Annotated in this window: 27 protein-coding genes and 1 pseudogene; 14 read left to right on the top strand and 14 right to left on the bottom strand. The window is 51.6% G+C overall.

The annotated features are described in order from the left end of the window. From B2067_RS10710 to B2067_RS10695, 4 genes and pseudogenes are all read left to right on the top strand, one after another. Positions 1-485, top strand: a pseudogene (locus tag B2067_RS10710) (hypothetical protein); the annotation flags it as partial. A 2-nt stretch (positions 486-487) separates the two neighbouring features. Continuing rightward, positions 488-1,543, top strand: a complete 1,056-nt coding sequence (gene rsxD, locus B2067_RS10705) for an electron transport complex subunit RsxD (RefSeq protein ID WP_068439846.1) — start codon at positions 488-490, stop codon at positions 1,541-1,543. Then, complete coding sequence (gene rsxG, locus B2067_RS10700) at positions 1,540-2,205, top strand: electron transport complex subunit RsxG (protein WP_068439848.1); 666 nt, start codon at positions 1,540-1,542, stop codon at positions 2,203-2,205. Before rsxD ends, rsxG begins: the two co-directional genes overlap by 4 nt. Beyond that, positions 2,195-2,908, top strand: a complete 714-nt coding sequence (locus B2067_RS10695) for an electron transport complex subunit E (RefSeq protein ID WP_068439850.1) — start codon at positions 2,195-2,197, stop codon at positions 2,906-2,908. The genes rsxG and B2067_RS10695 overlap by 11 nt, the downstream gene beginning before the upstream one ends. A gap of 9 nt (positions 2,909-2,917) precedes the next feature. On the opposite strand, the gene B2067_RS10690 is transcribed toward B2067_RS10695, so the two are convergent. Next, positions 2,918-3,868 (bottom strand): hypothetical protein, encoded by a 951-nt coding sequence (locus tag B2067_RS10690; RefSeq protein WP_301388432.1) that lies wholly within the window; start codon positions 3,866-3,868, stop codon positions 2,918-2,920. A 191-nt stretch (positions 3,869-4,059) separates the two neighbouring features. Here B2067_RS10690 and B2067_RS10685 point away from each other — a divergent pair, with 191 nt between their 5' ends. Continuing rightward, a complete protein-coding gene (locus B2067_RS10685; protein WP_068439854.1) occupies positions 4,060-5,058 on the top strand; it encodes a rhodanese-related sulfurtransferase in 999 nt (332 codons plus the stop codon). Positions 5,059-5,162: 104 nt separating this feature from the next. Here B2067_RS10685 and B2067_RS10680 read toward each other — a convergent pair whose 3' ends face one another. Both B2067_RS10680 and B2067_RS10675 read right to left on the bottom strand, forming a co-directional pair. Next, positions 5,163-6,158, bottom strand: coding sequence for an MBL fold metallo-hydrolase (locus B2067_RS10680; RefSeq protein WP_301388431.1), 996 nt, complete (start codon positions 6,156-6,158; stop codon positions 5,163-5,165). A 141-nt stretch (positions 6,159-6,299) separates the two neighbouring features. Continuing rightward, a complete protein-coding gene (locus B2067_RS10675; RefSeq protein WP_068439858.1) occupies positions 6,300-7,496 on the bottom strand; it encodes an oxygenase MpaB family protein in 1,197 nt (398 codons plus the stop codon). A gap of 141 nt (positions 7,497-7,637) precedes the next feature. Between B2067_RS10675 and B2067_RS10670 the strand changes: the two genes are divergently transcribed. Further along, positions 7,638-8,240, top strand: a complete 603-nt coding sequence (locus tag B2067_RS10670; RefSeq protein ID WP_068439860.1) for a TetR/AcrR family transcriptional regulator — start codon at positions 7,638-7,640, stop codon at positions 8,238-8,240. Here the strand turns inward: B2067_RS10670 and B2067_RS10665 are convergent. The 4 genes from B2067_RS10665 to B2067_RS10650 all read right to left on the bottom strand — a co-directional run bounded on the left by B2067_RS10665 (position 8,225) and on the right by B2067_RS10650 (position 10,962). After that, on the bottom strand, positions 8,225-8,620 hold the full coding sequence (locus B2067_RS10665; protein ID WP_068439864.1) for a VOC family protein: 396 nt from the start codon (positions 8,618-8,620) through the stop codon (positions 8,225-8,227). The two genes, B2067_RS10670 and B2067_RS10665, sit on opposite strands and share 16 nt — an antisense overlap. A gap of 71 nt (positions 8,621-8,691) precedes the next feature. After that, positions 8,692-9,297, bottom strand: coding sequence for a DUF3833 family protein (locus B2067_RS10660; protein WP_068437081.1), 606 nt, complete (start codon positions 9,295-9,297; stop codon positions 8,692-8,694). 65 nt (positions 9,298-9,362) lie between these two features. Continuing rightward, complete coding sequence (locus B2067_RS10655) at positions 9,363-10,565, bottom strand: permease (RefSeq protein WP_301388429.1); 1,203 nt, start codon at positions 10,563-10,565, stop codon at positions 9,363-9,365. Next, complete coding sequence (locus tag B2067_RS10650) at positions 10,558-10,962, bottom strand: MerR family transcriptional regulator (RefSeq protein WP_076514635.1); 405 nt, start codon at positions 10,960-10,962, stop codon at positions 10,558-10,560. The genes B2067_RS10655 and B2067_RS10650 overlap by 8 nt, the downstream gene beginning before the upstream one ends. A gap of 188 nt (positions 10,963-11,150) precedes the next feature. Here B2067_RS10650 and B2067_RS10645 point away from each other — a divergent pair, with 188 nt between their 5' ends. Continuing rightward, positions 11,151-12,995: a sensor domain-containing diguanylate cyclase gene (locus tag B2067_RS10645; protein WP_301388427.1), complete on the top strand. Its 1,845-nt coding sequence runs from the start codon at positions 11,151-11,153 to the stop codon at positions 12,993-12,995. Here the strand turns inward: B2067_RS10645 and B2067_RS10640 are convergent. The 5 genes from B2067_RS10640 to B2067_RS10620 form a co-directional block, all read right to left on the bottom strand. After that, positions 12,990-13,847, bottom strand: a complete 858-nt coding sequence (locus B2067_RS10640) for an SDR family NAD(P)-dependent oxidoreductase (RefSeq protein ID WP_068439876.1) — start codon at positions 13,845-13,847, stop codon at positions 12,990-12,992. The genes B2067_RS10645 and B2067_RS10640 overlap by 6 nt on opposite strands. 10 nt (positions 13,848-13,857) lie before the next feature. Beyond that, positions 13,858-15,054 carry a formate-dependent phosphoribosylglycinamide formyltransferase gene (gene purT / locus B2067_RS10635; protein WP_301388425.1) on the bottom strand — a complete coding sequence of 399 codons (1,197 nt, stop codon included), beginning with the start codon at positions 15,052-15,054 and terminating at the stop codon, positions 13,858-13,860. A 42-nt stretch (positions 15,055-15,096) separates the two neighbouring features. Beyond that, on the bottom strand, positions 15,097-15,312 hold the full coding sequence (locus tag B2067_RS10630) for a DUF1289 domain-containing protein (protein WP_068438746.1): 216 nt from the start codon (positions 15,310-15,312) through the stop codon (positions 15,097-15,099). Continuing rightward, on the bottom strand, positions 15,309-15,833 hold the full coding sequence (locus B2067_RS10625) for a gamma carbonic anhydrase family protein (RefSeq protein WP_068438745.1): 525 nt from the start codon (positions 15,831-15,833) through the stop codon (positions 15,309-15,311). Before B2067_RS10625 ends, B2067_RS10630 begins: the two co-directional genes overlap by 4 nt. Before the next feature lie 66 nt (positions 15,834-15,899). Continuing rightward, positions 15,900-16,463, bottom strand: a complete 564-nt coding sequence (locus B2067_RS10620; protein WP_068439923.1) for a CoA pyrophosphatase — start codon at positions 16,461-16,463, stop codon at positions 15,900-15,902. Between the two features lie 413 nt (positions 16,464-16,876). On the opposite strand from B2067_RS10620, the gene B2067_RS10615 reads away from it, so the two are divergent. After that, entirely contained in the window at positions 16,877-17,215 is a 339-nt protein-coding gene (locus B2067_RS10615; RefSeq protein WP_297532952.1) for a DUF3135 domain-containing protein, read from the top strand. A gap of 39 nt (positions 17,216-17,254) precedes the next feature. After that, positions 17,255-17,800 (top strand): NUDIX hydrolase, encoded by a 546-nt coding sequence (locus B2067_RS10610; RefSeq protein WP_301388424.1) that lies wholly within the window; start codon positions 17,255-17,257, stop codon positions 17,798-17,800. A gap of 3 nt (positions 17,801-17,803) precedes the next feature. On the opposite strand, the gene B2067_RS10605 is transcribed toward B2067_RS10610, so the two are convergent. Both B2067_RS10605 and B2067_RS10600 read right to left on the bottom strand, forming a co-directional pair. Next, positions 17,804-18,115, bottom strand: a complete 312-nt coding sequence (locus B2067_RS10605; protein ID WP_301388423.1) for a YqfO family protein — start codon at positions 18,113-18,115, stop codon at positions 17,804-17,806. Between the two features lie 25 nt (positions 18,116-18,140). Next, positions 18,141-18,389 carry a YkgJ family cysteine cluster protein gene (locus B2067_RS10600; RefSeq protein ID WP_301378430.1) on the bottom strand — a complete coding sequence of 83 codons (249 nt, stop codon included), beginning with the start codon at positions 18,387-18,389 and terminating at the stop codon, positions 18,141-18,143. Positions 18,390-18,534: 145 nt separating this feature from the next. Here B2067_RS10600 and B2067_RS10595 point away from each other — a divergent pair, with 145 nt between their 5' ends. The 5 genes from B2067_RS10595 to B2067_RS10575 all read left to right on the top strand — a co-directional run. Further along, positions 18,535-19,086, top strand: a complete 552-nt coding sequence (locus tag B2067_RS10595; RefSeq protein WP_297532948.1) for a hypothetical protein — start codon at positions 18,535-18,537, stop codon at positions 19,084-19,086. A gap of 29 nt (positions 19,087-19,115) precedes the next feature. Continuing rightward, complete coding sequence (locus B2067_RS10590; RefSeq protein ID WP_068439891.1) at positions 19,116-19,271, top strand: cell developmental protein SirA; 156 nt, start codon at positions 19,116-19,118, stop codon at positions 19,269-19,271. Positions 19,272-19,297: 26 nt separating this feature from the next. Then, on the top strand, positions 19,298-19,963 hold the full coding sequence (locus B2067_RS10585) for a TIGR01621 family pseudouridine synthase (RefSeq protein WP_301388422.1): 666 nt from the start codon (positions 19,298-19,300) through the stop codon (positions 19,961-19,963). 223 nt (positions 19,964-20,186) lie between these two features. Then, positions 20,187-21,269, top strand: a complete 1,083-nt coding sequence (locus B2067_RS10580; protein ID WP_068439895.1) for an efflux RND transporter periplasmic adaptor subunit — start codon at positions 20,187-20,189, stop codon at positions 21,267-21,269. 12 nt (positions 21,270-21,281) lie between these two features. After that, the coding region (locus B2067_RS10575) for an efflux RND transporter permease subunit (RefSeq protein ID WP_301388421.1) at positions 21,282-23,901 on the top strand (2,620 nt) is incomplete at its 3' end.

Here is a 23,901-nt window from a genome sequence, read left to right as displayed (position 1 = left end):
CAGACAAGGGCGACCCGAATAGCCCCGAGCGCCTGCAGAAAAAGTGGGAAACCGCTGCAGCCCGACTGGAAACCGCGAGAAAACGCTTAGCAGATGCTGAAGCGGACGGCGCTGACACGGTAGACGCATTGCGTGCGGGCGTTGAAAAACAAGAGGCTCGCGTCGCAGAAGCAAAGGCGGCCTATGAGGCTTCTCTCAACAGTGATGCTTCAGCCAGCACGGGCGCTTCACTCGAAACTGCAGTGTCAAATAACGCTGGCACAGACAACACATCAGCTGAAATGGTCGCGGCAAAGCCGAACCCGGAACAACTCCAGAAGAAGCTACTCGCTCAGAAAGATCGTGTGGAGAAAGCGAAAGAGCGTCTCGAGATGGCACGTGCCGAGGGCCTGGATTCTGTTGAGGCTCTTGAGAAGGCGCTGAACAAACAGCTGGATAAACTGGCAGCCTTTGAAGCTCAGGCCAGTACCACAGGAGAAGTATAACCATGGCACTGCTGACGCTGTCCTCACCCCATACTCACGGGCCGAACCGCACCAGCCGAATCATGCTCACCGTGGCGCTGGCGACTCTGCCAGGCCTCGCGGTGATGACCTGGTTTTTCGGCTTTGGCACTCTGATCAACACAGTACTCGCGATCATCACGGCGTTGGCTTCTGAAGCGCTTGTACTCAAGCTACGCAAATATCCGGTGAGCTTTTTCCTCAAAGATAACACCGCATTGGTCACGGGTCTGTTACTGGGCCTGGCGTTACCTCCCCTCGCCCCCTGGTGGATCACTGTTTTAGCCACCTCGTTCGCCATCATTTTTGCTAAGCAGATTTACGGTGGTATGGGTAATAACCCATTTAACCCTGCGATGGTCGGTTACGCTCTCGTATTGATCTCTTTTCCGGTACAGATGACCACGAACTGGGTGACCTCTTTTCAGGTCAGCGGGTCAGATGTTGCCGGGTTCACTGACGCCTTGAGCATTATCTTTGCGGGCGCATCTTCAACTGCTGACGCATTCACAGGGGCTACGCCGCTTGATCAATACAAGCACCTGATCAGCAAAGAGACTTCTGACGAGCTGCTCCAGAGAAACACTTTTAATGGCTGGCTCAACGGTGGCTGGGAATGGGTTAATCTGGCCTTCCTCGCTGGCGGCCTGTTTCTTATGGCCCGACGCATCATTACCTGGCACATTCCGGTGTCCATGCTCGCCGCACTAGGCATCTGTTCACTGATTCTGGGCTGGGATGAAGATCTGTATACGCCGTTGTCACTGCATCTGCTCAGTGGTGCGACCATGCTGGGTGCATTCTTTATTGCCACGGACCCCGTTTCAGCGTCGACCACACCGACAGGTAAGCTTATCTACGGTGCCGGCATAGGTATTCTACTTTATGTCATCCGTACCTGGGGCGCATACCCGGATGCCGTAGCCTTTGCCGTACTGCTGATGAACTTCGCGGCTCCCTTCATTGATGCCTACACCCAGCCACGCAGTTATGGCCATAGCAAGCCTAAGCGTGGCCTCAAGCCGGGGGAGAAATCATGATTGAGTTGCTCTCAGCTATACGCAAAAACGCTGTTGGTCTCGCAATTTTCGCGGTTGTGACGGCCGGTGCGATCGCCCTCGCCCAGACACTGACAGCGGACCGTATCGCATACAATATCAAAGCGGCCGAAGCCCGCGCGCTGAATGAGATACTTCCGGCAAGCAGTTACGACAACGACCTGCTGAATGACACAATGAATGTGGATAAGCGCTTTAACCAACAGCTGTTGGGCCCTCTGCCAGACAGTGCCGTTATTTATCGCGCCCGCAATAACGGTGAAGTCAGCGCGGTGATTCTGCCTGCAGTTGCCCCAGACGGATACACGGCCGAAATAGATCTGATTGTCGGTGTTAAGTCCGACGGAACGCTTGCTGGAGTTCGTGTCGTCGCACACCGCGAAACTCCGGGGCTGGGTGATAAAGTTGAGATCCGGAAGTCTGACTGGATTACCAACTTCGAGGGTAAGTCACTCGCTCAGCCTGTGCCTGAACAGTGGGCAGTAAAGAAAGATGGAGGCGACTTTGATCAGTTCACTGGCGCAACCATCACACCGCGAGCGGTTGTTCGCGCTGTTAAACGCGCACTGAAATTTTTTGAGATGCACCGTGACGAGCTGCTCTACGGTAACGCACTTTCGGGAGAAAACAGCGATGGCAACTAAGTCACTCAAAGATATATCCCTCGACGGCCTGTGGAAGAATAATCCGGCACTGGTTCAGCTGCTAGGTTTATGCCCTCTTCTTGCCGTAACAGGCTCTGTTGTTAATGCTTTAGGGCTGGGGCTGGCAACCATGATGGTATTAGTCGGTTCTAACCTGTCCGTTTCTCTTATCCGAAACCACGTGTCTGACGCGGTTCGACTCCCTGCGTTCGTCATGATTATCGCCTCATTCGTCACCGTCGCTGAATTGACCATGCAGGCGTTCACCTACGAGCTCTATGAGGTACTGGGCATTTTTATTCCATTGATCGTGACTAACTGCGCGATCCTCGGGCGGGCTGACGCTTTTGCCTCTAAGAATCCGATACTGCCATCGGTGGTTGATGGTGTGATGATGGCTATTGGTTTTACGGTTGTTCTTGTACTGCTCGGCGCGCTGCGTGAAGTCCTGGGCCAGGGTCAGATTTTCGGCAATATGGAACTCTTATTCGGCCCGTCAGCCGCTGACTGGAAGATTGTTCTGGTTGAGAGTTATCCGGACTTTCTCTTTGCTATTCTGCCGCCGGGCGCATTTGTCGGCATGGGTCTGCTGATCGCCCTCAAGAACCTGATTGACGATCGCATTGATAAGGCGGCTGCCGCTAAAGCAGCGCCAGTCGAAGCGGGCTCAAAGCGTGTCCGTGTTACCGGGAAAATCAGCTGAGCGCACTGCTCAGCTGCGTCCTTTCGCGTGTTGTAACTCTGCCATTTGCGCTGAATTCACCTGCGCAAAGCCTGCATTAGCTCGGTTCTCTATTGCTTTGTCCGCGTATAGGGTGGCGGATGCTCCCAACATGCCAACGAAAAACAACTCCGCAAACACCTTGTGATTGCCGAAATTGTAATGCATCAGACGAATCGTGATCACACCCAGCGCCAGGGCAACAAGCCCCCCGAACATAAGCGACTGCAGCATCAGATTGGTATCGGGCAATTGCGCTCCGGTTTCAACCCATGCCAGTGTTCCTTTAGTCAGAAAACCGGTCGCCAACAGTAAAAAAGCCACTGCGGGTACGGCATAGCGATCCGGGCGCTGTTGACGCTCAGGACCTTCGAGTCGCTGGAGTATTTCAGCAAACTCAGCCATGGCTGGCAGAGCCACATCCGCAAAGGCATTCATCTCCGCTCTGTCCTGCGAATTATCATCGACCAGCGCCCAGAGCCGCCCGCGGCGACAAACCAGCTTGTTGATCTGCACTGTCTCCGGCGACCCAAGGTTAAACATTCTCAGGAGTTTATCGCTCAGGCCTGGCGCAGCGGCAAGAGCCTGTGAAGCAGTGAAGTCGTCAGACAAAATAAGAAGAGAGGCGTCAAAGGCGGGGTTACAGATTCGTTTATCACTGTCGACGCCGATGCGGGCGAGGAGCCGATCAAGCGCACCATGGCGGCGCATTACAAAGTCATAGCGCAGGGAGACCTCCATACCGACTTTAATCTGACGCCCTGTCTTTCCCTCGTGGGTCCGGTACTCGTACTTGATTCCTGCATACTCACCCGGCACGCCCTTCCATTCTGCCGTAAAACGGTGCATTAACATCGCTACTGCATAAAGTACAAGGCAAGCAAAGCCTATGGTTAGCCACATAATCAGAACCCTTCCGCTCAGTTTTTGTGAACTGCTCACATTTAACTCTAGTCCATCGCAATGGACTGTGGGTTAATTCACACAGACCCGGCCTGAAAAGCTACAGGGCATGCCGCAAAAACTACTTTCAGGTATACTCCGCCGCGTTTAGCCTCTCAGGCCCGTGTTTACCAGTATCAGGCGACCACTAAACCGGTTCCGCCGATCCCTCAGACCCAGTAGGTTTCTTTATGAGTCAGCCCAATACTTTCGTCATCTGTGCGATGTACAAGTTCGTGACACTTGATGATTACGAAGCAAAACGTGAGCCACTTCACGACGCTATGGTCGCTTTCGGCATCAAAGGAACCCTACTCCTCGCTAAAGAGGGCATTAACGGTACGGTTGCCGGTTCACGTGAAGGTATCGACCAATTGCTCCAATGGTTAGCTCAGGACGATCGCCTCGCAGACATCAGTTACAAAGAGTCCTATGAAAACGAAATGCCCTTCTATAGGACTAAAGTCAAACTTAAGAAAGAAATCGTGACCATGGGTGTAGAGGGCATCGACCCTCGCCATACTGTCGGCACCTACGTAAAGCCTGCGGACTGGAACGATTTAATCTCAGATCCCGCCGTTACCCTGATCGACACGCGAAATGACTACGAAATAGGTATTGGTACCTTCAAAGGGGCCGTCAATCCAGAGACAGAGACCTTCCGTGAGTTCCCACAATATGTGAAGGAGAAACTTAACCCTGAGCAGCACAAAAAAGTGGCGATGTTCTGTACCGGTGGTATCCGCTGTGAAAAATCCACCGCGTACCTCAAGGAGCAGGGTTTTGAAGAGGTCTATCACCTCGAAGGAGGCATTCTGAAATACCTCGAAGAAGTACCCGCTGAAGACAGCATGTGGGAAGGTGAGTGCTATGTCTTTGACAATCGTGTCAGTGTCGATCACCAGCTTAACAAAGGTCATTACGATCTGTGCCATGCGTGCCGACGCCCTATCACCGATGAAGACAAAGAACACGCCGACTATGAAGCCGGTGTCAGTTGCCATCACTGCATTAACGAATACACAGCGGAACAACAGGAACGTTTCCGTCAGCGTGAGCAGCAGATGCAGCTTGCTCGCGAGCGAGGTCTAGACCATCTGGGCGCCGATCTGAACGACATCCGCGACCAGCGCCGAAAAGAAAAGCTGGCTTACAAAGAAGCCCAGCGTAAGCGTTCAGGCAAAGACTGACTTCGCGCTTATTTGTCGCAGTAATTCTCGAAATTCCTCGATAAAACGGGCTGGGCTACCGTTGCATTATTTGGTAGCCCTATTCCTCACGGAGTTTTTATTTGTTAGTCCAGATGAGTAACTTGATAAATCTCGCCATGTCCCATGACCGGGAAGTTACTCGCCTCAATCCCCTTTTCCCGCAATGCTTCAGCCAACCTGACCGGCGGCTCATCCATTTCTTCGTCCGTTAAAATAAAAGTCCCCCAATGCATTCCGATGGCTTTTTCAGCCTTCAGATCAATAAATGTCTGCACCGCTTCTTCGGGGCTCATATGCGCGTCTTTCATAAACCAGCGTGGGTCATAGGCTCCAATAGGAATCGTAGCCAGATCAATGCCCGGGTAATCTTCGCCGATTTTTCTGAAGTCATCTGAGTAGCCACTATCACCCGTATGAAAAATGCGAAAGTCTTCAATATCAATTAACCATCCAGCCCAAAGTGATTTATTTCTGTCGAAGAAGGTTCGCTGAGACCAGTGTTTCACAGGGAGCGCTGTCAGAGTCATGCCCTCATATTCGTGAAACTCCCACCAATCAAGCTCAACAACCTGATCAATACCGTAACCAGATAATTCCTCTTTCAATCCGAGAGGCACAAGAAATAAGGGCGGGTTATCTTGCTGACGCGAGTAGAGCTCAGTGAGAGACGCTTCATCAAGGTGGTCGTAATGGTTATGAGAAATAACCACGGCATCAATGTGGGGGAGCTCTTCAATCGTCATCGGAGGTTCAACGATGCGTTCAGGGCCTAAAAAACTAAGAGGTGATGCGCGCTTCGAAAAATGCGGATCGGTAAGGATGTTTTTACCTTTTACCTGTAACAGAAAAGCACTGTGCCCCAACCAGGTGATCTGAGTTATGGCTGGCTTCGCGATGACATCAGGGTCTGGCTGAATAACATCGAAGTGTTGAGGGGCCGGCTCCTTCCTGCTCCAACGCCAACGCAAAAGATCTTTGAAGGATTTACTGATTGCCTTGCCATCAGTATTCACAAAGGTGCCATCAGGCATATGATGCGCCGGGCGGTTCTGTGCAACATCGGCCGGTCCGTTATGCATAATCGCAGCACAACCAACGGCCACTGCGAGGCTGCCTACCAGTAACAGGGCTGACTTCAACGTAATTGCTCTATTGTAGAATGAAGGCTCGGATTCTCTGAGTTCATCGATAATTTCAACACACCAGATAAAAATACATGTTCAGCTAACCTGCCTGATCTGAGGTTTGTAGGCACCAAACAGTATCTTAAGCATGCGTTCCTGCGCCCGCCGACCGCGGCGGGTCAGCCATGCACGCCCACCGGGCAGAAGTCGAAAAAACGTATGCGCGAGTGCGTTTAGCGGCGCAAAAAGAAACGGATACCAGGGCCAGCGACACGGAGGTAAACCCAATGTGCGCATGCCTTGAGATCCAACAAACAGCCTTAGGATACTGAGATGGACCTCTTTATCCCAGTGACTTCGTAGCCATTGCGCGTTTGGATAGTAACGCTCCAGAGGTTCATCCATCAGCGCCTGTGCGAGCTGCTTGGAGCCCTCATCTGCCTGAGCCTGACTCAGCAGGTTACGATATAAAGCAATGCGCCCCTCTTGCTCATTGTCGACCAGCAGAGATTCGTCCAGACCCATCAGCCAACCTATGTAGCGCCAAAGGTGCATAACGTCCGCACCCTCCTCCTTCGAAACAGGTACACCGAGCACACGCTGACCAAGAAGAAACATAACTGAGAACGCAAGGTAAGTGACCTGCATATCCAGTTGGTTTACTGGCAGGCCCAGATAATCATGGTCCCAGTCTTTGCGTACCGAGAGTTGCCGCCGGACCATGGCATGAATAAGTCTGACACGCAGAGTCGTAGCGAAGCCCTGACCACCGGGTAGGACAGAGCCCGGCTCAGTACAATCCATCCACCATTTCGTTGTTTCAGCCACTCTGCGCTGTGCTCCCTTTTCAAGTGCGCCGGTTTTCAACAGAGTCTGGTTAATCGCGCTGGCCTGATAGCCAGCCATCAGGCCGAAATCCCTGAGAATACGCATCCCCGTCTTACCTGACCTGGCGACGACATCGCAGCCCCTGTTCAACGAGGCTTCATCGAGCCATTCGGGCCTTTTAAGAGTGTGCCGCATAAATGCTTCTAACGGAGCAGGTAGCAAAGAGGTATCTTCACCATCCATATTCAGCGCTCTTTCTATCACTGACCACTGCCCTTCACTGGTTGCCAACCAGGCCGCCACATCGTCAGCTAATGGATCGCCGCACAAAAGCTGCTGCCCCAATTCCTGCCACTCGACGGAGTTCGGCTCGGCAGCTGCTTGATCTTTTATCGTCAACAAAATAGGAGATGCTATTTTTCTGGCTGTATGGATATGGATACCGTGGCGCTCTGGAGTATTCATAGACAGTTTCCCTGAAGTTTCACCAGATCTGGAATTTCCAACTGGTACTATTGCGTACCAACCTATCCATCAGCACTGGTACTGTCAAGTACCAGCCGCTATACTTGAGTGAAATTACGATAAGCGGTATGAAAAAAGCGAATGACTGCACCTGCCAGCGACCATAAAGACAGGCTCCTCTCCGCACTGGAAAATGCAATGGCGACGAAGCGCTATCGCGACGTCACCCTGGCTGATATCACCAGCAGTGCCAAAGTATCGCGACGCACCTTCTACGAGCACTTTACGAACAAAGACGAATGTCTGTTGGCGCTGGCTCGAACGACAAGCAAGCGCATTATGAACAGTATCATCAGCTCATACGACGCGGCTGATGACTGGCCACAAACTGTGACAAAAGTGACATCCGGGTATCTGCAGTTCATCGCCGAACACCCCACTCTTATGTACGCCTTATATGTGGAGGTGGCGGCTCTCGGCCAGAGTGGCCTGGAAGTACGACGAGAGATCAGTCAGACCTTTGCGGAGTTTCTCAGCAGTCAGACAAAGTTGAGGCGCTCGTCAGCGGAGCTGAATCACGCTTTATCGAGACAGGAAGCTCTGGCGCTGGTTGCAGGGATTAACGAGCTGATATTGCAAACCTTCATGACGGAAAAAACAAGCGACAGGGTGACAGAAATCACCCGGCTGAATAATGTTGCAAGCTCGCTGATCCTGAGAATTACCAGTCACTCCGGTGTGTGACAGACTGCCTCGATGTTATTGCCATCCGGGTCGATCACAAAGGCGCCGTAATAATGCTCATGGTATTGTGGGCGTAATCCCGGCTCTCCGTTGCATTCAGCTCCCTGATTCATCGCAGCAGAATAGAAGTCATCGACCCCAGAACGGTCTTTGGCAGAGAAAGCAACGTGTCGTGGTGTAAATGTCTCTTTCACTTCAATAACCCAGAACACCGGCTTTCCCTCACGGCCGAAGGCACACATTCTCTGAGTCGGAAAATACTTGTTCCAGGTAGCAGTGAACTCCATCTGCAGTGAGTACCCTAAAGGCTCGAAGGCAGCCGCATAAAAATCTCTGGTTTTGAGAAAGTCACGTGCATATGTACTCAGGTGATCAATCACACTTACGTCCTCTGTATTGAATGGATCAGGTAGCTATCGAAATACCAGCTAATAGTCTGTTTTTCGGATAATCACAGACACTGCGTCTCGGGATCGACCTTACGCATCACCAGCAGTATCTGACCGACATGGATGCCGAATTTGGTCATGCGCGTTTCATTAACGACCACACCATCAGCGACATGAAACATCCAGTCGTCCATATTCAGATCAATCGTATCACCTGGCTCACCATAACGTAGAGTGTATGCCATGTGAATCGCGTTACCCGCCCACTCCATGGTGGTTGCCTCAGGAACATCCGAGGCTTTGGCACTGAGTACCTCTCGCCCACCTTCCCGCGCCGGCGTAAGGGTCCAGATCCGCGTTTCACGCTTGGCTTCTGCACCCGGTTCATCATAGAAGTAAAATACCTCATCCAATGTACCGACACCATTCTCATCCCAGCTGGCATCGATACGTGCGTTAAACGAACGTATTTCTGCACCACTGCGATCACGAACCACGCCATCGGCACAGATTTTCCCTTCAAAAAAGGTCTGAGGGATTAGTTTTGGTGAGCGCCCGGCCGCATGATCCACCTGAGTACTCGAGCACCCTGCAACAGTCACTACTGCCGCAATCCCCAGTACCCCGGATAGCACTCCTGAACGAGCCAGCTGACGAGACATACGCATATGGAACCCCAAAGTTATTCAATACTTATACAGAGTATCCTTTGACCAAGGAGTTCCTGCAAGTGTCACGTACCTGCCACGTTCATAATCCAACCGATAGCCAAAACCTGCGGCACCGTAACCAGAGGCAAAAACAGTGCAATCTTCCAGCTACGTGTCGTATCTTTCAACGCCATAATCTCTGTATAGTCTGTCGCTGCACCAGCCATCAGAAAGGTGAACGCGTTCCCAGGAGCCCCGGCTCGATTGAACAGGTCGGCAGCGATGGGGCTCGATCCCTCAGAGCAGACCTCAATGAGCGTTGTGGCCAGCAGGGTCAATAGCAGCCCAGACATACTTGCCCCAAACCACACACCAAAACTCTCGGGCGGTACAAAAGCTCGGATCAAGGCGACCAGTACAACGCCAAAAACCACCCATCTCAGCACCATTCTGGATTCCTTCAATCCGCCCCAGAACATCTGGAGCAAGGCCTTAGGATGCCAGTCGTGTTCCTTCCAGGATGCTTTCACAGACGGCCAGAACGCAATGTCGTCAAACTCCACAGTGTTAGGGTTTCCGGGCAGGACACCCCGGTCACACAAGCGATCAAAAATCCAACCGCTGATCCAGGCGATCACCAATGATGCAAGGATAAACAGTAACGTCCATTGCAGGCCGATCAAACCGACGAGAATAAGTGTCAGTGTCAGGGAATTCCATGGACTGGCGATAAGGAACGCCATCACCTGTCCGATACTCGCTCCACGCTCATATAACTTCATCGCGACCATCAGGATGCCATGGTTGCACAAGTCAAGCAGCAGCCCGGCGAGCGTCGCCCGGAATATACCGCGCTTACTGCCTCCCCTGCCGAGTACCGACATGATCGCTTCACGCGGAATCCGCCCGAGAATGCCAACGAAGAACGCCGCTGACAGTATTCCCCACCACATGGCATTCACCATTTCATAGCTGGTATGGAACATAGTGCCCAGCCAATCAGGAAGCTGCTCGGTATGACCGACGACCAGAAAGCCCAGATAGCCCACCACCACCGCCGGTAAGCAGGTCCACATAATCCAGTCACGGCGTTGTTTGTCGGTGGGAGCACAACAGGAAGCATCACCACTGCTAGCAGTAGCCTCGGGGCCACAACAGCTACTGACAGGCTCTTTTGGCTTACCAGCGCAACAACCAGTACTTTCTGCCGCAGGCTTACTGGAAGTATCTGAGCACGTGTCTGCCGGAGATGACGCACTGCAGCAGCTTTTCTTATCGTCACTCATAGTGACCTCCTTCAATCAGATGGCAAATATGGTCGCCACAAGGGGAACAGTCCGGTAATTTCTTCCACTCTTCCACCGCAGACTCCATGCGCTTTACCAAAGCCTGCATATTAATCAGTTTTTCCTGAGCCTCTCTCAACCTGAGCTCAATCAATTCACGGGCATGAGGGCAAAGAGACTGCCCCTGGGTAGCATCCGAAAGCAGTTGCTGGATATCATCCAGCGTGAAGCCCAGCGCCCGAGCCCTCAAAATAAACGAGAGTCGCCTGACTTCTTCGTGGCCAAAACTATGATACCCCGAAGCATCTTTACCGGGTGTCAGCAGCCCCGACCGCACATAATGCCGAACGGTATTCACGTTCACGGCAAACCTTTTCGCAAGCTCACTCGCTTTCATACACTCACTCACCTGTTTAGCTTCGAACTCAGTGTACGATAAACCTGCGAGTAACTCTCAGGTCAAGCACTCAAAATATCTCTTAACTATCCAGCCTATGCTGCGCATTCTACATTTCTGAACTACCTTTGTTACAGCGGGTTTTTTATGAGTAGAACGGCTTGGAAACGACATACTCGCTGACACACATGACTGACTACCTCAATCTTCCGTCACTGGACTATCCCGATATGCGACTAACACTGTTTCTCGTATTACTGTTCTGCATGCCAACGCAGGCACTCACAGTCATTACGGGAAACTCGTTCGAACACTACAACCTCGAAGGAGGGCTGGAATACAGGTTGCAGGCATCTCCAGATCGTCCGCAAATGAATACCGACTGGGAAGTCGCCCGCGATACACTTACTTTCGGATTCAACCCAGATAACCTCTGGATCCGCTTTGCCGTGCGCAATACCTCATCCGAGACACAAAACCTGATTCTCGATTTCCCCTACCCTCTGCTCGATGAAGTGGATGTGTATATTAAAGATGAATCAGGCAATGAGACCCTTCATCAGTTGGGTGACACACGCCCTGCAAGTGCTCAGAAGATACAGCATCCACATCTGCTTGCCGATTTCCGACTCCCTGCGATGAGTGAGCACCAGATAATTGTCCGAGTGAAAACCGAGGCGACTCTCAATGTACCGCTGACACTTTGGGCGCAAAGTGCGTTCGTATCATCTTCGGTCCGGACAACCGTATTCGACATGATGATGTACGGCATATTAGTGGGGATTGCCCTCTACCACCTGCTTCTGTTTGCCCAGCTCAGAGAACCCTCATATTTTTGGTATTCGGCCTTCCTTATTACTTTGGTCAGCATCTTCGCTTACTTTCAGGGCTACATAAACGCATACGCATTCGAAAGCCTCCGGCGACACAGTAACCACTTTCTGTCGTGGTCGTATGCACTCGTTGCGCTGTCCTGCATATTTTACATACAAAGGACACTCGACTTGCCTCGTAGCCGTCCAGGGTATTCTAAAGCCCTCAATGCGGTTGTTGCTTCCGGGGTCATACTGGCCATAGCCGCCATGTACATTCCCTACTCCTTGTCCATCAAGCTTCTTACCGGCTACGCCATTTTTGCTACCCTGGTCGTCATCAGTTCACAGGCTATAAGAGTCCTTGATCAGTACGAGCCCGCTTATTACGGCTTCAGCGCCAGTACATTTCTGTTAATAGGAATGGGCATCACAATATTAGAAAAAACAGGTCTGATTGTGTCGACACCCGTCACCCGCTCCGCAGGCGACGTAGGCTTTACCATCATGGCCATTTTCTACGCACTATTACTTTCTCAACGTATGCGCTGGGAACAGTACAAGAGGCACAAGGCCGAGCTGGCCGTGCGCCTGAGCAATGCGGAGTTGCTGCAAACACAGCAAAAGCTGAATAAAAAACTGGATGTGTTAGTGCGCGAAAGAACAGTTGAGCTGGAGAAAACCAACGAACAACTGCATCAGGCGAGTATCACCGATCCGCTGACGGGCCTGTTTAACCGGCGCCACTTCGATCAGGAATTTCAGCGACTTCATCAGAACGCTACCTATGACGGATCTTCGTTAAGCCTGATATTGTTAGATATAGACCACTTCAAAGCCATTAACGATCACTACGGCCATCCCGCAGGTGACGCCTGCCTGATCGATATCGCTAACCGTATTCAGTCAGTTGCTAAAAATTTTGATGCAGTCTGTGCCCGATATGGCGGTGAAGAATTTATTATTCTGATGGCCGATGAAGATCTCTCCACCGCTAGCGCAGCAGCGCAGACTCTTCTGTCCCTGATAAGAGAAGTACCTGTCTCCGTCTCTGGTCACAGCATCAGAGTGACCGCGAGCATTGGAGTAATTGCACGCCAACCAGGCAGCTCGGACGAAACAGATACTCTGCTTAAGGCAGCCGATGAACTTCTGTATCAGGCCAAATCACAAGGAAGAGATCAGATCTGCAGCCCTGAATCGACCAACGTCCTGTTATGACTCACCGAAAGTAGAAATACCAAAAACCTCTTTACTGAAGTCCCAGAGGTCATCCGTAAGCTTTTCACTACGCGATGACCGGCTTCTGATACCTGGTTTTCTGCGACACCAATATCCACCGTTCCGGCTCTTTGAATCATCCGTCGCCAGAAATATCTGCGTGTCAGCACCCTTTCGTTCAGAAATAAGAAATGGGAAAAACAGCTTCACAAACAAATCAGGAAACTGCCTGTAAAACTCGGTTTTCACCCCACCTGGATGAAAAGAAAATACTTTTACATTACTGTCCTTCAAGTGCTTTTCAAGACCGTTAACGAACAGGATATTGGCTAGTTTAGAGCGTCCATACAGCAGGAATTGCTTAAATAGGAAGCGGTCGCCTCGCGGTGGACTCGTGATGGTCGCGTTAAAATCGAGAATATTACCAACCCAATGAGCGACAGAACTGGTTACGATCAAGCGGGGATCATCAGAACGCTTAAGCAGAGGCATTAACTTGTGAGTCAGCAGGAAATGCCCCATGTGCGTGGCCGCAAACATATATTCATGGCCCGCGTCATTCTTACGAATCGACGAGGTAAATAAGCCAGCGTTGAGTATCAAACGATCAACCTGATCAAAGCGGGAGGCAATCGTTTCTGCAAACTCAGCCACACTCGCATAGTCAGCCATGTCAACCTGGGCGAATTCGACGTCTGCGGAGGGATGTTTTTCCAATATTTCCCGCACCACTCTCTGGCCTTTTACTTCATCTCGCGCAGCAATCACTACCCGGTAGCCAAGACCTGCCAAAGTCTCAGAAGTGATCTTGCCAAGGCCAGCGCTGCCTCCGGTAATGAGTGCTGTTTTCATGGTTTCGTCATTATAAAGTGACAGAAATATCGGCAATCACAGCATTCGCTGTATCGCGTGCTTCCTCGATAGATTGGCTACGTGCCAGAGCAACACCTAATCGGCGTTTACCAGCAACCTCAGGCTTACCAAATAAACGTACCTGAGTATCTGGTCGGCTCAATGCCGCAGTCAGGTTACCAAACTGCATATTGGTCGATTCACCGGCCACCAGCAAAACTGAAGACGCTGAAGGCCCAGTCTGCACGATATTCGGAATCGGCAAACCAAGAATCGCTCTCGCATGCAGAGCGAACTCAGAGAGATCCTGAGAGATCAGAGTCACCAGCCCAGTATCGTGCGGACGAGGAGACACTTCACTGAAGATAACGTCGTCACCTTTCACAAACAGTTCGACACCAAACAGACCCCGACCACCGAGTTCTGACGTGACCTTTTCTGCAATCTGCTTTGCTTTGGCTAAAGCGGCATCCGTCATTGCCTGCGGCTGCCAGGACTCCTGATAATCGCCATCTTCCTGGCGATGCCCGATAGGATCACAGAAGCTCGTAACGGTATTACCAGCGCCATCATCATGTCGGATCGTCAACAGAGTGATTTCAAAATCGAAGTCGACAAAACCCTCAACGATGACTTTACCTTTACCAGCACGTCCACCTTCCTGAGCGTAATCCCAGGCGGCTTTAATCTGATCTTCTGATTTAACAAAACTCTGGCCTTTGCCTGAGGAGCTCATGATCGGCTTCACCAGACATGGCAGTCCGATGGACTTTACCGCAGCCTCGTACTCTTCATCGGAAGCGGCGAACTGATACGAAGATGTTGGTACTTCTAAGGTTTCGGCCGCGAGCCGGCGAATACCTTCACGGTTCATGGTCAGCTGAGTCGCACGCGCAGTTGGAACCACGTTAAATCCTTCTGACTCCAGTTCAGCCAGAGTTTCTGTCGCAATGGCTTCAATTTCAGGAACAATCAGAGCAGGCTTTTCACTCTCAATCACCTCACGAAGAGCCTTACCGTCAAGCATTGAAATAACATGGCTGCGATCAGCCACCTGCATAGCAGGCGCATTGGCGTAGCGGTCGACGGCAATGACCTCACAGCCGAGACGCTGCAGTTCAATTGCAACTTCTTTTCCCAGCTCTCCCGAGCCACAGAGAAGAACACGGGTTGCCATAGGTGAGAACGGAGTACCAATTGTGGTCATAATATCAATCCAAATCTGTTAAACGTGCATGGTACGTACTGCTTATTCGGCAGAGGCGTCCACACTAAAAAAATTCATTGCGGCGCGTTCCCGCTCGCCGACCAACTGCATCACCTCGCGACGCTGGTCGTTCGTCATGCTGCCCCAGTCTGTGATTTCCTGACCGGTGCGGTAGCAGCCCAGACAGACATTATTTTCATCGAGAGCACAGATACTGACACAAGGTGATCTGAGCGGCGCTTCGTTTGTGTCCGTCATAAATCAACTTCTTCCAGAGTATTCGTATAACGCTCAGCGTTCTGCACGTAGTGCGCGGCGCTGGCTTCTAATAATTTCTTCTGCATATCATTTAACTCTCGCTTAATGACCGCTGGAGACCCCACCACGAGAGAACCATCAGGAATATCCATACCCTCAGGAACCAGAGCATTCGCACCGATAATGCAGTGCTTACCGATACGTGCTTTGTTCAGAATCACTGCACCAATTCCAATCAGCGAATAATCACCAATATCACACCCGTGCAGCATGGCATTATGACCAACAGTCACCCCCTTCCCTAAGGTCAGAGGAATGCCTGAGTCTGTATGCAGAACTGCACCATCCTGAACATTTGACTGTGGCCCCACTGTAATAACGTCGTTGTCACCGCGCAGCACAGCGTTGAACCAGATGCTCGATTCTTCACACAGAACACAGCTGCCGATTACCGTTGCATTCCCGGCGACAAATACGCCTTCTTTCTTTTCTGGAGTTCGGTCATCGATTCGGTAAAACATAAAGTACCTCTTGCTCTGACGAGTGATGAGCCTCGACAGGTAATTCAGAGTTCCGGGGCCACAGGATCAGTACTTGAGACTGATATCAGCATCCCAGAAGTTATTCATAAATTCGGCAATCATCATGGCGGTTAACCCCCATATATGAAAGTCCTCGAAATCGTAGCTCGGTAAGCGAATAGCCCCGCGTTCGAAATAGCGACTGGGCGGCTGAGTGAACAACGACAGCGGCACCTCAAATACTGCATCCAACTCGTCAGGGCTGGCCACATGCTGAAGCCCAGGCGGAATAATCGCCAGAACCGGAGTCACCAGATACCCAAAACGACTGACCACCTGATCAAGCTCCCCGATGACGGTAACATCCGCGGGGTGCAGGGCCACCTCCTCATGCGCCTCACGAAGTGCCGTGGCTACAATGCTGTCGTCCTCCGGGTCTCGTTTACCACCGGGAAAGGCCACTTCTCCCTTGTGAGAAGACAGATGTGCGGCCCGGCGAGTGAGAAGAACATTTGGAGAAGGCTCATCGGTAAGAGCAAGCAAGACACCGGCCTCAGCAAGGTCAGGCTGAGGAATCTGTCTGGGGGTCAACTGTTGATGCTTCATCGACAACAGATCATGTAGGGGCATATTCGTCATATGGCCATTGTAAGCTCAGAGGTAATCCGTGGCTATCCGTGCGCCCTGTCAAAAAAATCGCAGTCACTGAATACTAAAAACACCAAACCACATTAATTGTCGTATTTTGCCCGATTTATAGATCATTTTATAATCAGAGCAATAAATTAAATAATCTAACCTACTAGAAAAACCGCAATCCACTTTCGCTGAACAAGCGGATAACCCACTGATTTATAACAATTTTCTAAGTAACACAAAGTTACAGTAAAGATTTTTTTCAAGATAATCAGATAGTTAGACAGGTTAAACAATGGCAGCGTTGTATGTTTGACGCTTTCACCTTGGGGTAGACTAGTTTCCGAAATATGCAAATGCGCGACTTGCAGAATCTAGAAACAGATACGAGGTATTGAGCCGTGGACATGCCATCTTTTGACGAAATGGTTCGCTTAGCGAAGAACGATCCTGAAACACTGGAACGTATCCGCCTGAAACTGATTGAAGAAACCATCGCCGAAGCACCAGCAAATTGTCACCGCCGCTTACGTGGCCTGCAATTCCAGATTGACATGGAGCGCCGCCGAGCCAGCAACCCAATGAGTGCCTGCGTCAAAATCTCCAAAATGATGCACGACTCACTCTACACAATGCGCCAGACTCTGAACGCCGCTGTGGGTCAGACCACCGACGACGTTATTATGCCACTTGAAACACCGTTACAGGCGCAGGTGCTCGCCTTCCCTATGCAGGCTAATAGCTGATTGCATATACTGCCCTCAGTTCTACTGGGGGCCACCACCATGAAATACTGCAGCCATTGCCGCGCTGAAGTCACCTTCGACATTCCTGAGGGCGACAACCGTCACCGTCACATCTGCCATAGCTGCGACACCATTTTCTACGAAAACCCCAGAATCGTTGCCGGGACACTTCCGGTCTTTGACGGCCGGATATTGCTCTGTAAACGCGCGATTTCTCCGCGCAAAGGCTACTGGACACTCCCTGCCGGGTTTATGGAGAACGGTGAAAGTACCGAACAGGCGGCTCTAAGAGAAACCCGGGAAGAAGCGGAAGCCCGTCCTGTACTGGGTAACCTCTACAGCATGATTACCGTACCGCACATAAACCAGGTCCATATTTTCTTTCTCGCTGACATGCAGGTACCCGAATTTTCTGCCGGCCCTGAAAGTCTGGAGGTTGCGCTTTTCACACCCGCTGAAATCCCATGGGATGAGATCGCCTTCCCAACGGTATCAGAAACACTGAAGCGCTTTATCGACGGCGCTACCGGGCCTCACGTATTTGATATCCGCCCCGACCAGGCTTTACACGCGGGCAATGACTGACGATCAGATATCGGCGAGCTGCCACACGTCGTAAGCAGGCTCTTCGTACGGGTGCGCCAACTTCATTGCAGCGACCGCCGCTTTGATCAGATCGTCGGTACAGACCAGTTCGACGCGGTATTCCACGACTTTCTCGATGTCACCAACGTTGCCGATATGTGGCTGTGCACCTTCGAGAGGGCGGAACTGGCCCTCTCCTAGGCTCTGAAAACAGCAATGCTCATAGTCACCGATCCGGCCGGCCCCAGAAGCAAATACGGCTTCTTTCACTGGCTCCAGATGGTCCTCTGGCACAAAAAATACGAATTTATACACGTTTGCCTCCAGTCAACGAGCTCGGTCAGGTGATGCGTTCCAACTCAATCAGATTGGCCATGGCCTGTTTACTCCCCCCGCCACAAATATCAGGGTCAGCTTTGAACTGATGACAGACATCCGGACGTGATGGATCGCCAAACAAACGACAAAGGTTGTCCTCGTCGAGTTGAACACAGCGGACACCCGCAGGCTTACCCTCAGGCATTCCGGGAATCGAACTGGAAATCGACGGAGCAATGCAGCAGGCGCCGCAGCCAGGCTCACACTTCATATAACACGCTAAAACCGGTAGAGAATGTATCTGTTCGACGGAGCGAACAGAGTGTTAGCTTACCCGGCCTGACGCCAGCTTGGTAGCGCTTGCCAGCGACAGTTCACTGGGATAGCCTTGCGGGACTTAATCTGGAGCCCAAATCATGCGCTTGCTATTGCCGCTCATTGGTGTGTTCGCAACAATCTTCGCAACGGTCGATACTGTACATGCTGAGCCTACTAACTTCAGAGTCGGGGCTGGCCTCCTGAAGTACGACGTTCACCCAGCTCCTGACTACATGCCGGACTTCCGCCAGTCAGGCACTACGATCTTTGCCGAATTTCCACAGGACAACTATCACGGCTCCCGCTTCATTATTTACGCACTCGATGAGGGCGATACTTCACTTTGGGGCTATGAGACCCAGATGATGATAGGTTACGGCCTGGCCCAGCCTGGGTTCCGCATTCACACAGGGCCTGCATGGCATCGCGAAGTGATTGATGTGCGCCGTAATGGCGAGGCTGACCCACAGGTATTTAATGGTTGGGGATGGCAGCTTGGCACAGGTTACCAATACAAGGCCCTTACTCTTGAAATCGCGGCGACCTACCGCGATACCCGTGACTACCGCCAGGAAAATAAGGCAGCCACCGGAAACGACACGCCACCAGCCCCAATCCTTTCAAACCTTCTGATCAGCTATCGCTTCTGATCAGAACAGCTTGCCCGTAAGGAACCTCTATGACGAACCCTGTTGCTGTTAAGTACATGTCCAGAGCGGAGATAGAAAGCCTGATGTACACCACAACCGCCGAGTCAGGTAATCAGCAAGCAGAGCTCTTCGAAGCCCTGGTAAGACGTCTTCTCGAAATCATGGAGCAGGACGCACACCGTTGATTAAGCCCTCGGTGACTGAACCCTCTGTGACTGAACCCTCTGTGACTGAGCCCACAGTCATTGCTCAGGGGCAAGGTTGGCTCGTACTGGATAAACCCGCAGGCCAAAGCTTTCACAGTGAAGACGGAGAGCCGGGCTTCTTCGCCGCAGCCGAGGCTGCCCTTTGCCAGAAGCTCTGGCCTGTGCACCGGCTGGATAAAGTCACCTCCGGATTGGTTCTGGTCGCCACCTCAGCAAAGAGCGCCGCTTTCCTGTCGAAGCAATTTGCAGAGCGGACAACCAGTAAGTACTACCTTGCCCTGTCGCGGCAGCGCCCAAAGAAGAAGCAGGGCATCATCAAAGGTGATATGGGTAAAGCCCGAAACGGCAGTTATCGCCTTCTACGCACCCTTGATAACCCCGCAATCACCCGGTTCTGGAGCAGGCTTGACACCTCTTTTGGGGAGCGCCTTTTTCTGCTGAAGCCTCATACCGGAAAAACTCACCAGCTGCGTGTTGCGATGAAAAGCCTCGGCGCCCCTATTTTCGGCGACACCCGATATGGTGGTGATGAAGCCGACCGGACCTATCTGCATGCCTGGGCTTTGGAGTTCAACGACGGCCAGGCACAGCAGCGCGTGTTTTCAAACCCGTCCGGCTTCCACTGGCCCGACGTCCCTGACGACTGGCACGACCCTTTTACTGATTTCTGAAGCCCCTCAACGACGAACCCCGTTCTGCTGAAAGTCATCTACTCTGTCTACTGTTCTGTCTGGAGTGGACATGGAAGGATATTGAATCATTCAGCACAGAAAAGTTGCGCAACACATGTTCTTTTATTAGCATATTACCAAGTAGTAATATTATGATCACTTCCGGCCCAGATTAGAAACCGCCAGAAGTGAATAAGCCGAAGAGAACCAGAGAGGAACAATCATGAGTCTCCAGAAGTTTCTGAACAGCGCATTGCTTACCAGCGTTATCCTGATGCCTCTTCACTCGATGGCAGAGACACTCACCATCACAGAAACTATGCTGCCAGATACCTTCAACCTCGACGGCACTATAGAAGCAGTCAACTCAGGTACGATTTCAGCACAGACGAGTGGCAATATTCTCTCAATCAATGGCGATGTCGGTGACAGAGTAGAAAATGGCGAGATACTCATCCGTATCGATAACACCCAACAAAAGGCGGCGGTAGCTCAAGCAGAAGCAGCGCTCGCTCAAGCCCAGGCACTCAACGACGACGCCCAGACACTGCTGAAGCGCAATGCCCGACTGGTTAAACAAGGCACACTTTCTCAAGGTGAATACGACCGTTCGGAAGCACAGGCGAAAAGTTCAGCTGCCAACGTCGAAGCAGCTAAAGCAGCTCTGCGTCAGGCCCGCACACAGCTTTCTTACACCGAGGTCACAGCACCCTACGCCGGTATCATCATGGAACGATTCGTCGAAGTCGGAGAGTTTGTCAGCCCGGGAACACCCTTAATGAGTGGCTATGGCACTGGCGCAATGCGCGCCGTGACAGACGTTCCACAGCGTATCGCTGCAAAGTACTCAGATACCAGTCAGGTCAGTATTCAGGTAAAAGACACACACGCACCAGCAACTGACGTTACCCTCTACCCATTCGCAGACAGCAGCCGCCACAGTGTCCGTCTGCGCGCAACACTTGCGGAAGAAACGAGCCAGACGGTCGTTCCGGGCCAGTGGGTTAAAGTTCAGCTTCAGGTAGGCTCACGCCCTGCCATTCTCGTTCCCGAAGCTGCAATTCTGCGCCGTGGCGAAATGACCGCTGTCTTTGTCACAATGAACGAACGCTCTACTCTGAGACAAGTGCGCGTCGGTGCTCAAAGACAACTCCCGCAACAACTCCCTCAACAACACCAGGGAGAAACCTGGTACGAAATTCTGGCGGGTCTGAATGCCGGCGAAACCATCGTGGTCAATGCGCTTGATGAACTGGGTGATATTGCCCGAAATGCCAACACCGATGCTAAGCCTGATGTTAAGTAAGTGAGGGACACCATGACACAGCCTCTGGGTATATCAGGAAAAACCGCTCGCGCGTTTCAGAACTCCGCGATTACTCCTCTCCTCGCCATCGTCGGTTTATTACTTGGCTTCTTCGCCATCCTGGTGACGCCGAAAGAAGAAGAACCACAGATCGACGTGACCTTTGCAAATGTGTTCATCGGATATCCGGGAGCCAGTGCACAGGATGTTGAGCAGTTGGTTTCGATCCCTGCAGAACAGGTAATGTCTGAAATAAAGGGAGTCGACGATATCTTTTCGATCAGTCAGCCTGGACAAGCCATACTGACGGTCGCTTTTGAAGTCGGCATTCCTCGCGAAGAAGCGATCCTGAATCTCTACAACCAGGTGCACAGCAACAAAGATTGGTTTCCACCCAACCTCGGTGTCATGGAGCCGGTCATTAAACCGATGGGCATTGATGATGTGCCCATCATGAGTATTACCCTGCGCGGCAAAGACGCTTCTGTCAGCGCCAACGAACTGACCGCCATTGCACATACACTCGAGACGGATCTGAAGCAGATAGCTGGTACGCGGGATATCTACAGCATTGGTACTCAGTCAGATGTTCTGCAGGTAAAACTCGACCCTGCACGTATGAATGGTCACGGACTCGCGTTCAGCGATGTCCGGAATGCGCTTCTGAGCGCGAATGTCGGAGGCTATCGTCAGTCACTCGTCCAGAATAACGAGGTTATTCAGATTCAGGCGGGAAGTTTTCTCCGCGACCGTTCTGAAGTGGGCCAACTCATTGTCGGTCGCAGTCAAAGCGGGCTGGTATATCTGGCTGACGTTGCAGACATAACGCTCGCCAATGACACCCCAGAGCAATACGTCAGCTACCGGGCTCTTGGTATGGACAGCAGCCTGCCAGCCGTCACTCTTGCTATAGCCAAACAGCCAGGCACAAACGCAGTCGATATCACACAGGGCATTGAAGCGCGGCTGACTGCACTGAAAAACCGCTTGCTTCCAGACACCGTTATTGCCGAGGTCACTCGTGACTATGGTATTACTGCGAAGGACAAGTCCGACAAGTTAATCGCAAAACTCCTGTTCGCGACTGTCGCTGTCGTTGTTCTGGTACTGGCGACCATGAGCTGGCGCGAAGCCATTATTGTTGGCGGCGCCATATTTATTACCCTCGCCATCACTTTATTTGCAAGCTGGGTCTGGGGCTTCACCCTCAACCGTGTCTCTTTGTTCGCCCTTATTTTCTCCATTGGTATTCTTGTCGATGATGCCATCGTCGTCGTAGAAAATATTCACCGCCATATGCATAAAGGCGGCAAAAAGCTTATTGAAGTTATTCCAACCGCCGTCGAGGAAGTCGGTGGCCCTACGATTCTGGCTACGTTTACGGTAATTGCTGCACTGATGCCGATGGCGTTCGTTTCTGGATTAATGGGCCCGTATATGAGTCCAATCCCGATTAACGCCTCGACAGGTATGCTTATTTCTCTGGTTGTGGCCTTTGTCGTCACGCCGTGGCTGTCATACAAGCTGCTTAGAAAAGTGTCAGAGAAACACGAGAACTCACCAGCAACGCACGATGATGACGAAGCATCAGGAAAGCTCTATGCCGTATTTAATAAATCGATGCGACCTTTTATTGAAGGCAAAGGTGCAGGAAAAAAACGCGGATTACTGTTTGCCGCTATTACTCTTCTGATCATGATCGCAGTGTCACTGCCGGTATTTACTGCGGTAGTGATGAAAATGCTGCCCTTCGACAATAAATCAGAGTTTCAGATCGTGGTAGATATGCCTGAGGGCTCCCCCGTCGAGGAAACACTCGCTGTGCTGGAAGCTTTGTCTGAAGAGCTGATGACGGTTCCTGAAATCCGTGACGTTCAGATGTACGCGGGTACGGCGGCGCCTATCAACTTTAACGGTCTGGTACGGCAATATTATCTGAGAGGGCTTCCTCATCAGGGCGATATTCAGGTCAACCTTGTCGATAAACATCAGCGAGATCGCCAGTCCCACGACATTGCTCTGTCAGTCCGTGCACCTCTGCAAGCTATCGGCGAGAAAATGAATGCCAATGTAAAAGTCGTTGAGGTACCGCCAGGACCACCGGTAATGGCGCCCATTGTCGCTGAAATTTATGGCCCCGATTACGAACGCCAGATAGCTGCGGCAAAACAGCTGCGCGCAGTATTTGAAGCGACACCCGATATCGTTGATACCGACGATATGATTGAAGATGATCAGGCGAAATGGCTGATACGTATCGACCGTCAACGCGCTGCTCATGTCGGTGTAGCGCAAGCCAGCATTGTGCAGGCAATTAATACCGCGCTGGGTGGTGAAGATGTCAGTTACCTTCATACAGGCCAACAGAAGTACCCTTTGCCGATTCGTCTGGAGTTACCCGAAGGTGATAAAACCGGTCTGAATAATCTTCTGACTCTCAGAGTAAAAAGTGCAGACGGTCGCTATTTTTCGCTCGCGGACCTGGTGACGATTGAAAAATCGACGGTCGAGAAAACCATTTACCGTAAGAACCTCAAGCCAGTAGTCTTCGTGACCGCAGATATGGCTGGCGAGCTGGACAGCCCTCTCTATGGCTTATTCTCAATCGCCATGGTTATGCCAGAGCACAACC

Origin of the sequence: Thalassolituus sp. UBA2590 (genome assembly GCF_002339775.1) — a bacterium.
Taxonomy (GTDB): Bacteria; Pseudomonadota; Gammaproteobacteria; order Pseudomonadales; family Oceanobacteraceae; genus Thalassolituus.
Note: the sequence above shows the minus strand (reverse complement) of the source record. Positions and strands in the feature narration are given on the sequence as shown.

Excerpts from the sequence above, each read along its gene's own strand:
- B2067_RS10620 (WP_068439923.1), bottom strand. The coding sequence starts at position 16,463 with ATGCCCCTACATGATCTGTTGTCGATGAAGCATCAACAGTTGACCCCC.
- B2067_RS10685 (WP_068439854.1), top strand. The coding sequence starts at position 4,060 with ATGAGTCAGCCCAATACTTTCGTCATCTGTGCGATGTACAAGTTCGTG.
- B2067_RS10630 (WP_068438746.1), bottom strand. The coding sequence starts at position 15,312 with ATGACGGACACAAACGAAGCGCCGCTCAGATCACCTTGTGTCAGTATC.
- B2067_RS10660 (WP_068437081.1), bottom strand. The coding sequence starts at position 9,297 with ATGCGTATGTCTCGTCAGCTGGCTCGTTCAGGAGTGCTATCCGGGGTA.
- rsxD (WP_068439846.1), top strand. The coding sequence starts at position 488 with ATGGCACTGCTGACGCTGTCCTCACCCCATACTCACGGGCCGAACCGC.
- purT (WP_301388425.1), bottom strand. The coding sequence starts at position 15,054 with ATGACCACAATTGGTACTCCGTTCTCACCTATGGCAACCCGTGTTCTT.
- B2067_RS10650 (WP_076514635.1), bottom strand. The coding sequence starts at position 10,962 with ATGAAAGCGAGTGAGCTTGCGAAAAGGTTTGCCGTGAACGTGAATACC.
- B2067_RS10695 (WP_068439850.1), top strand. The coding sequence starts at position 2,195 with ATGGCAACTAAGTCACTCAAAGATATATCCCTCGACGGCCTGTGGAAG.
- B2067_RS10595 (WP_297532948.1), top strand. The coding sequence starts at position 18,535 with ATGCGCTTGCTATTGCCGCTCATTGGTGTGTTCGCAACAATCTTCGCA.
- B2067_RS10655 (WP_301388429.1), bottom strand. The coding sequence starts at position 10,565 with ATGAGTGACGATAAGAAAAGCTGCTGCAGTGCGTCATCTCCGGCAGAC.
- B2067_RS10640 (WP_068439876.1), bottom strand. The coding sequence starts at position 13,847 with ATGAAAACAGCACTCATTACCGGAGGCAGCGCTGGCCTTGGCAAGATC.
- B2067_RS10600 (WP_301378430.1), bottom strand. The coding sequence starts at position 18,389 with ATGAAGTGTGAGCCTGGCTGCGGCGCCTGCTGCATTGCTCCGTCGATT.
- B2067_RS10615 (WP_297532952.1), top strand. The coding sequence starts at position 16,877 with ATGCCATCTTTTGACGAAATGGTTCGCTTAGCGAAGAACGATCCTGAA.
- B2067_RS10590 (WP_068439891.1), top strand. The coding sequence starts at position 19,116 with ATGACGAACCCTGTTGCTGTTAAGTACATGTCCAGAGCGGAGATAGAA.
- B2067_RS10580 (WP_068439895.1), top strand. The coding sequence starts at position 20,187 with ATGAGTCTCCAGAAGTTTCTGAACAGCGCATTGCTTACCAGCGTTATC.
- B2067_RS10625 (WP_068438745.1), bottom strand. The coding sequence starts at position 15,833 with ATGTTTTACCGAATCGATGACCGAACTCCAGAAAAGAAAGAAGGCGTA.
- B2067_RS10680 (WP_301388431.1), bottom strand. The coding sequence starts at position 6,158 with ATGCATAACGGACCGGCCGATGTTGCACAGAACCGCCCGGCGCATCAT.
- B2067_RS10610 (WP_301388424.1), top strand. The coding sequence starts at position 17,255 with ATGAAATACTGCAGCCATTGCCGCGCTGAAGTCACCTTCGACATTCCT.
- rsxG (WP_068439848.1), top strand. The coding sequence starts at position 1,540 with ATGATTGAGTTGCTCTCAGCTATACGCAAAAACGCTGTTGGTCTCGCA.
- B2067_RS10670 (WP_068439860.1), top strand. The coding sequence starts at position 7,638 with ATGACTGCACCTGCCAGCGACCATAAAGACAGGCTCCTCTCCGCACTG.
- B2067_RS10675 (WP_068439858.1), bottom strand. The coding sequence starts at position 7,496 with ATGAATACTCCAGAGCGCCACGGTATCCATATCCATACAGCCAGAAAA.
- B2067_RS10645 (WP_301388427.1), top strand. The coding sequence starts at position 11,151 with ATGACTGACTACCTCAATCTTCCGTCACTGGACTATCCCGATATGCGA.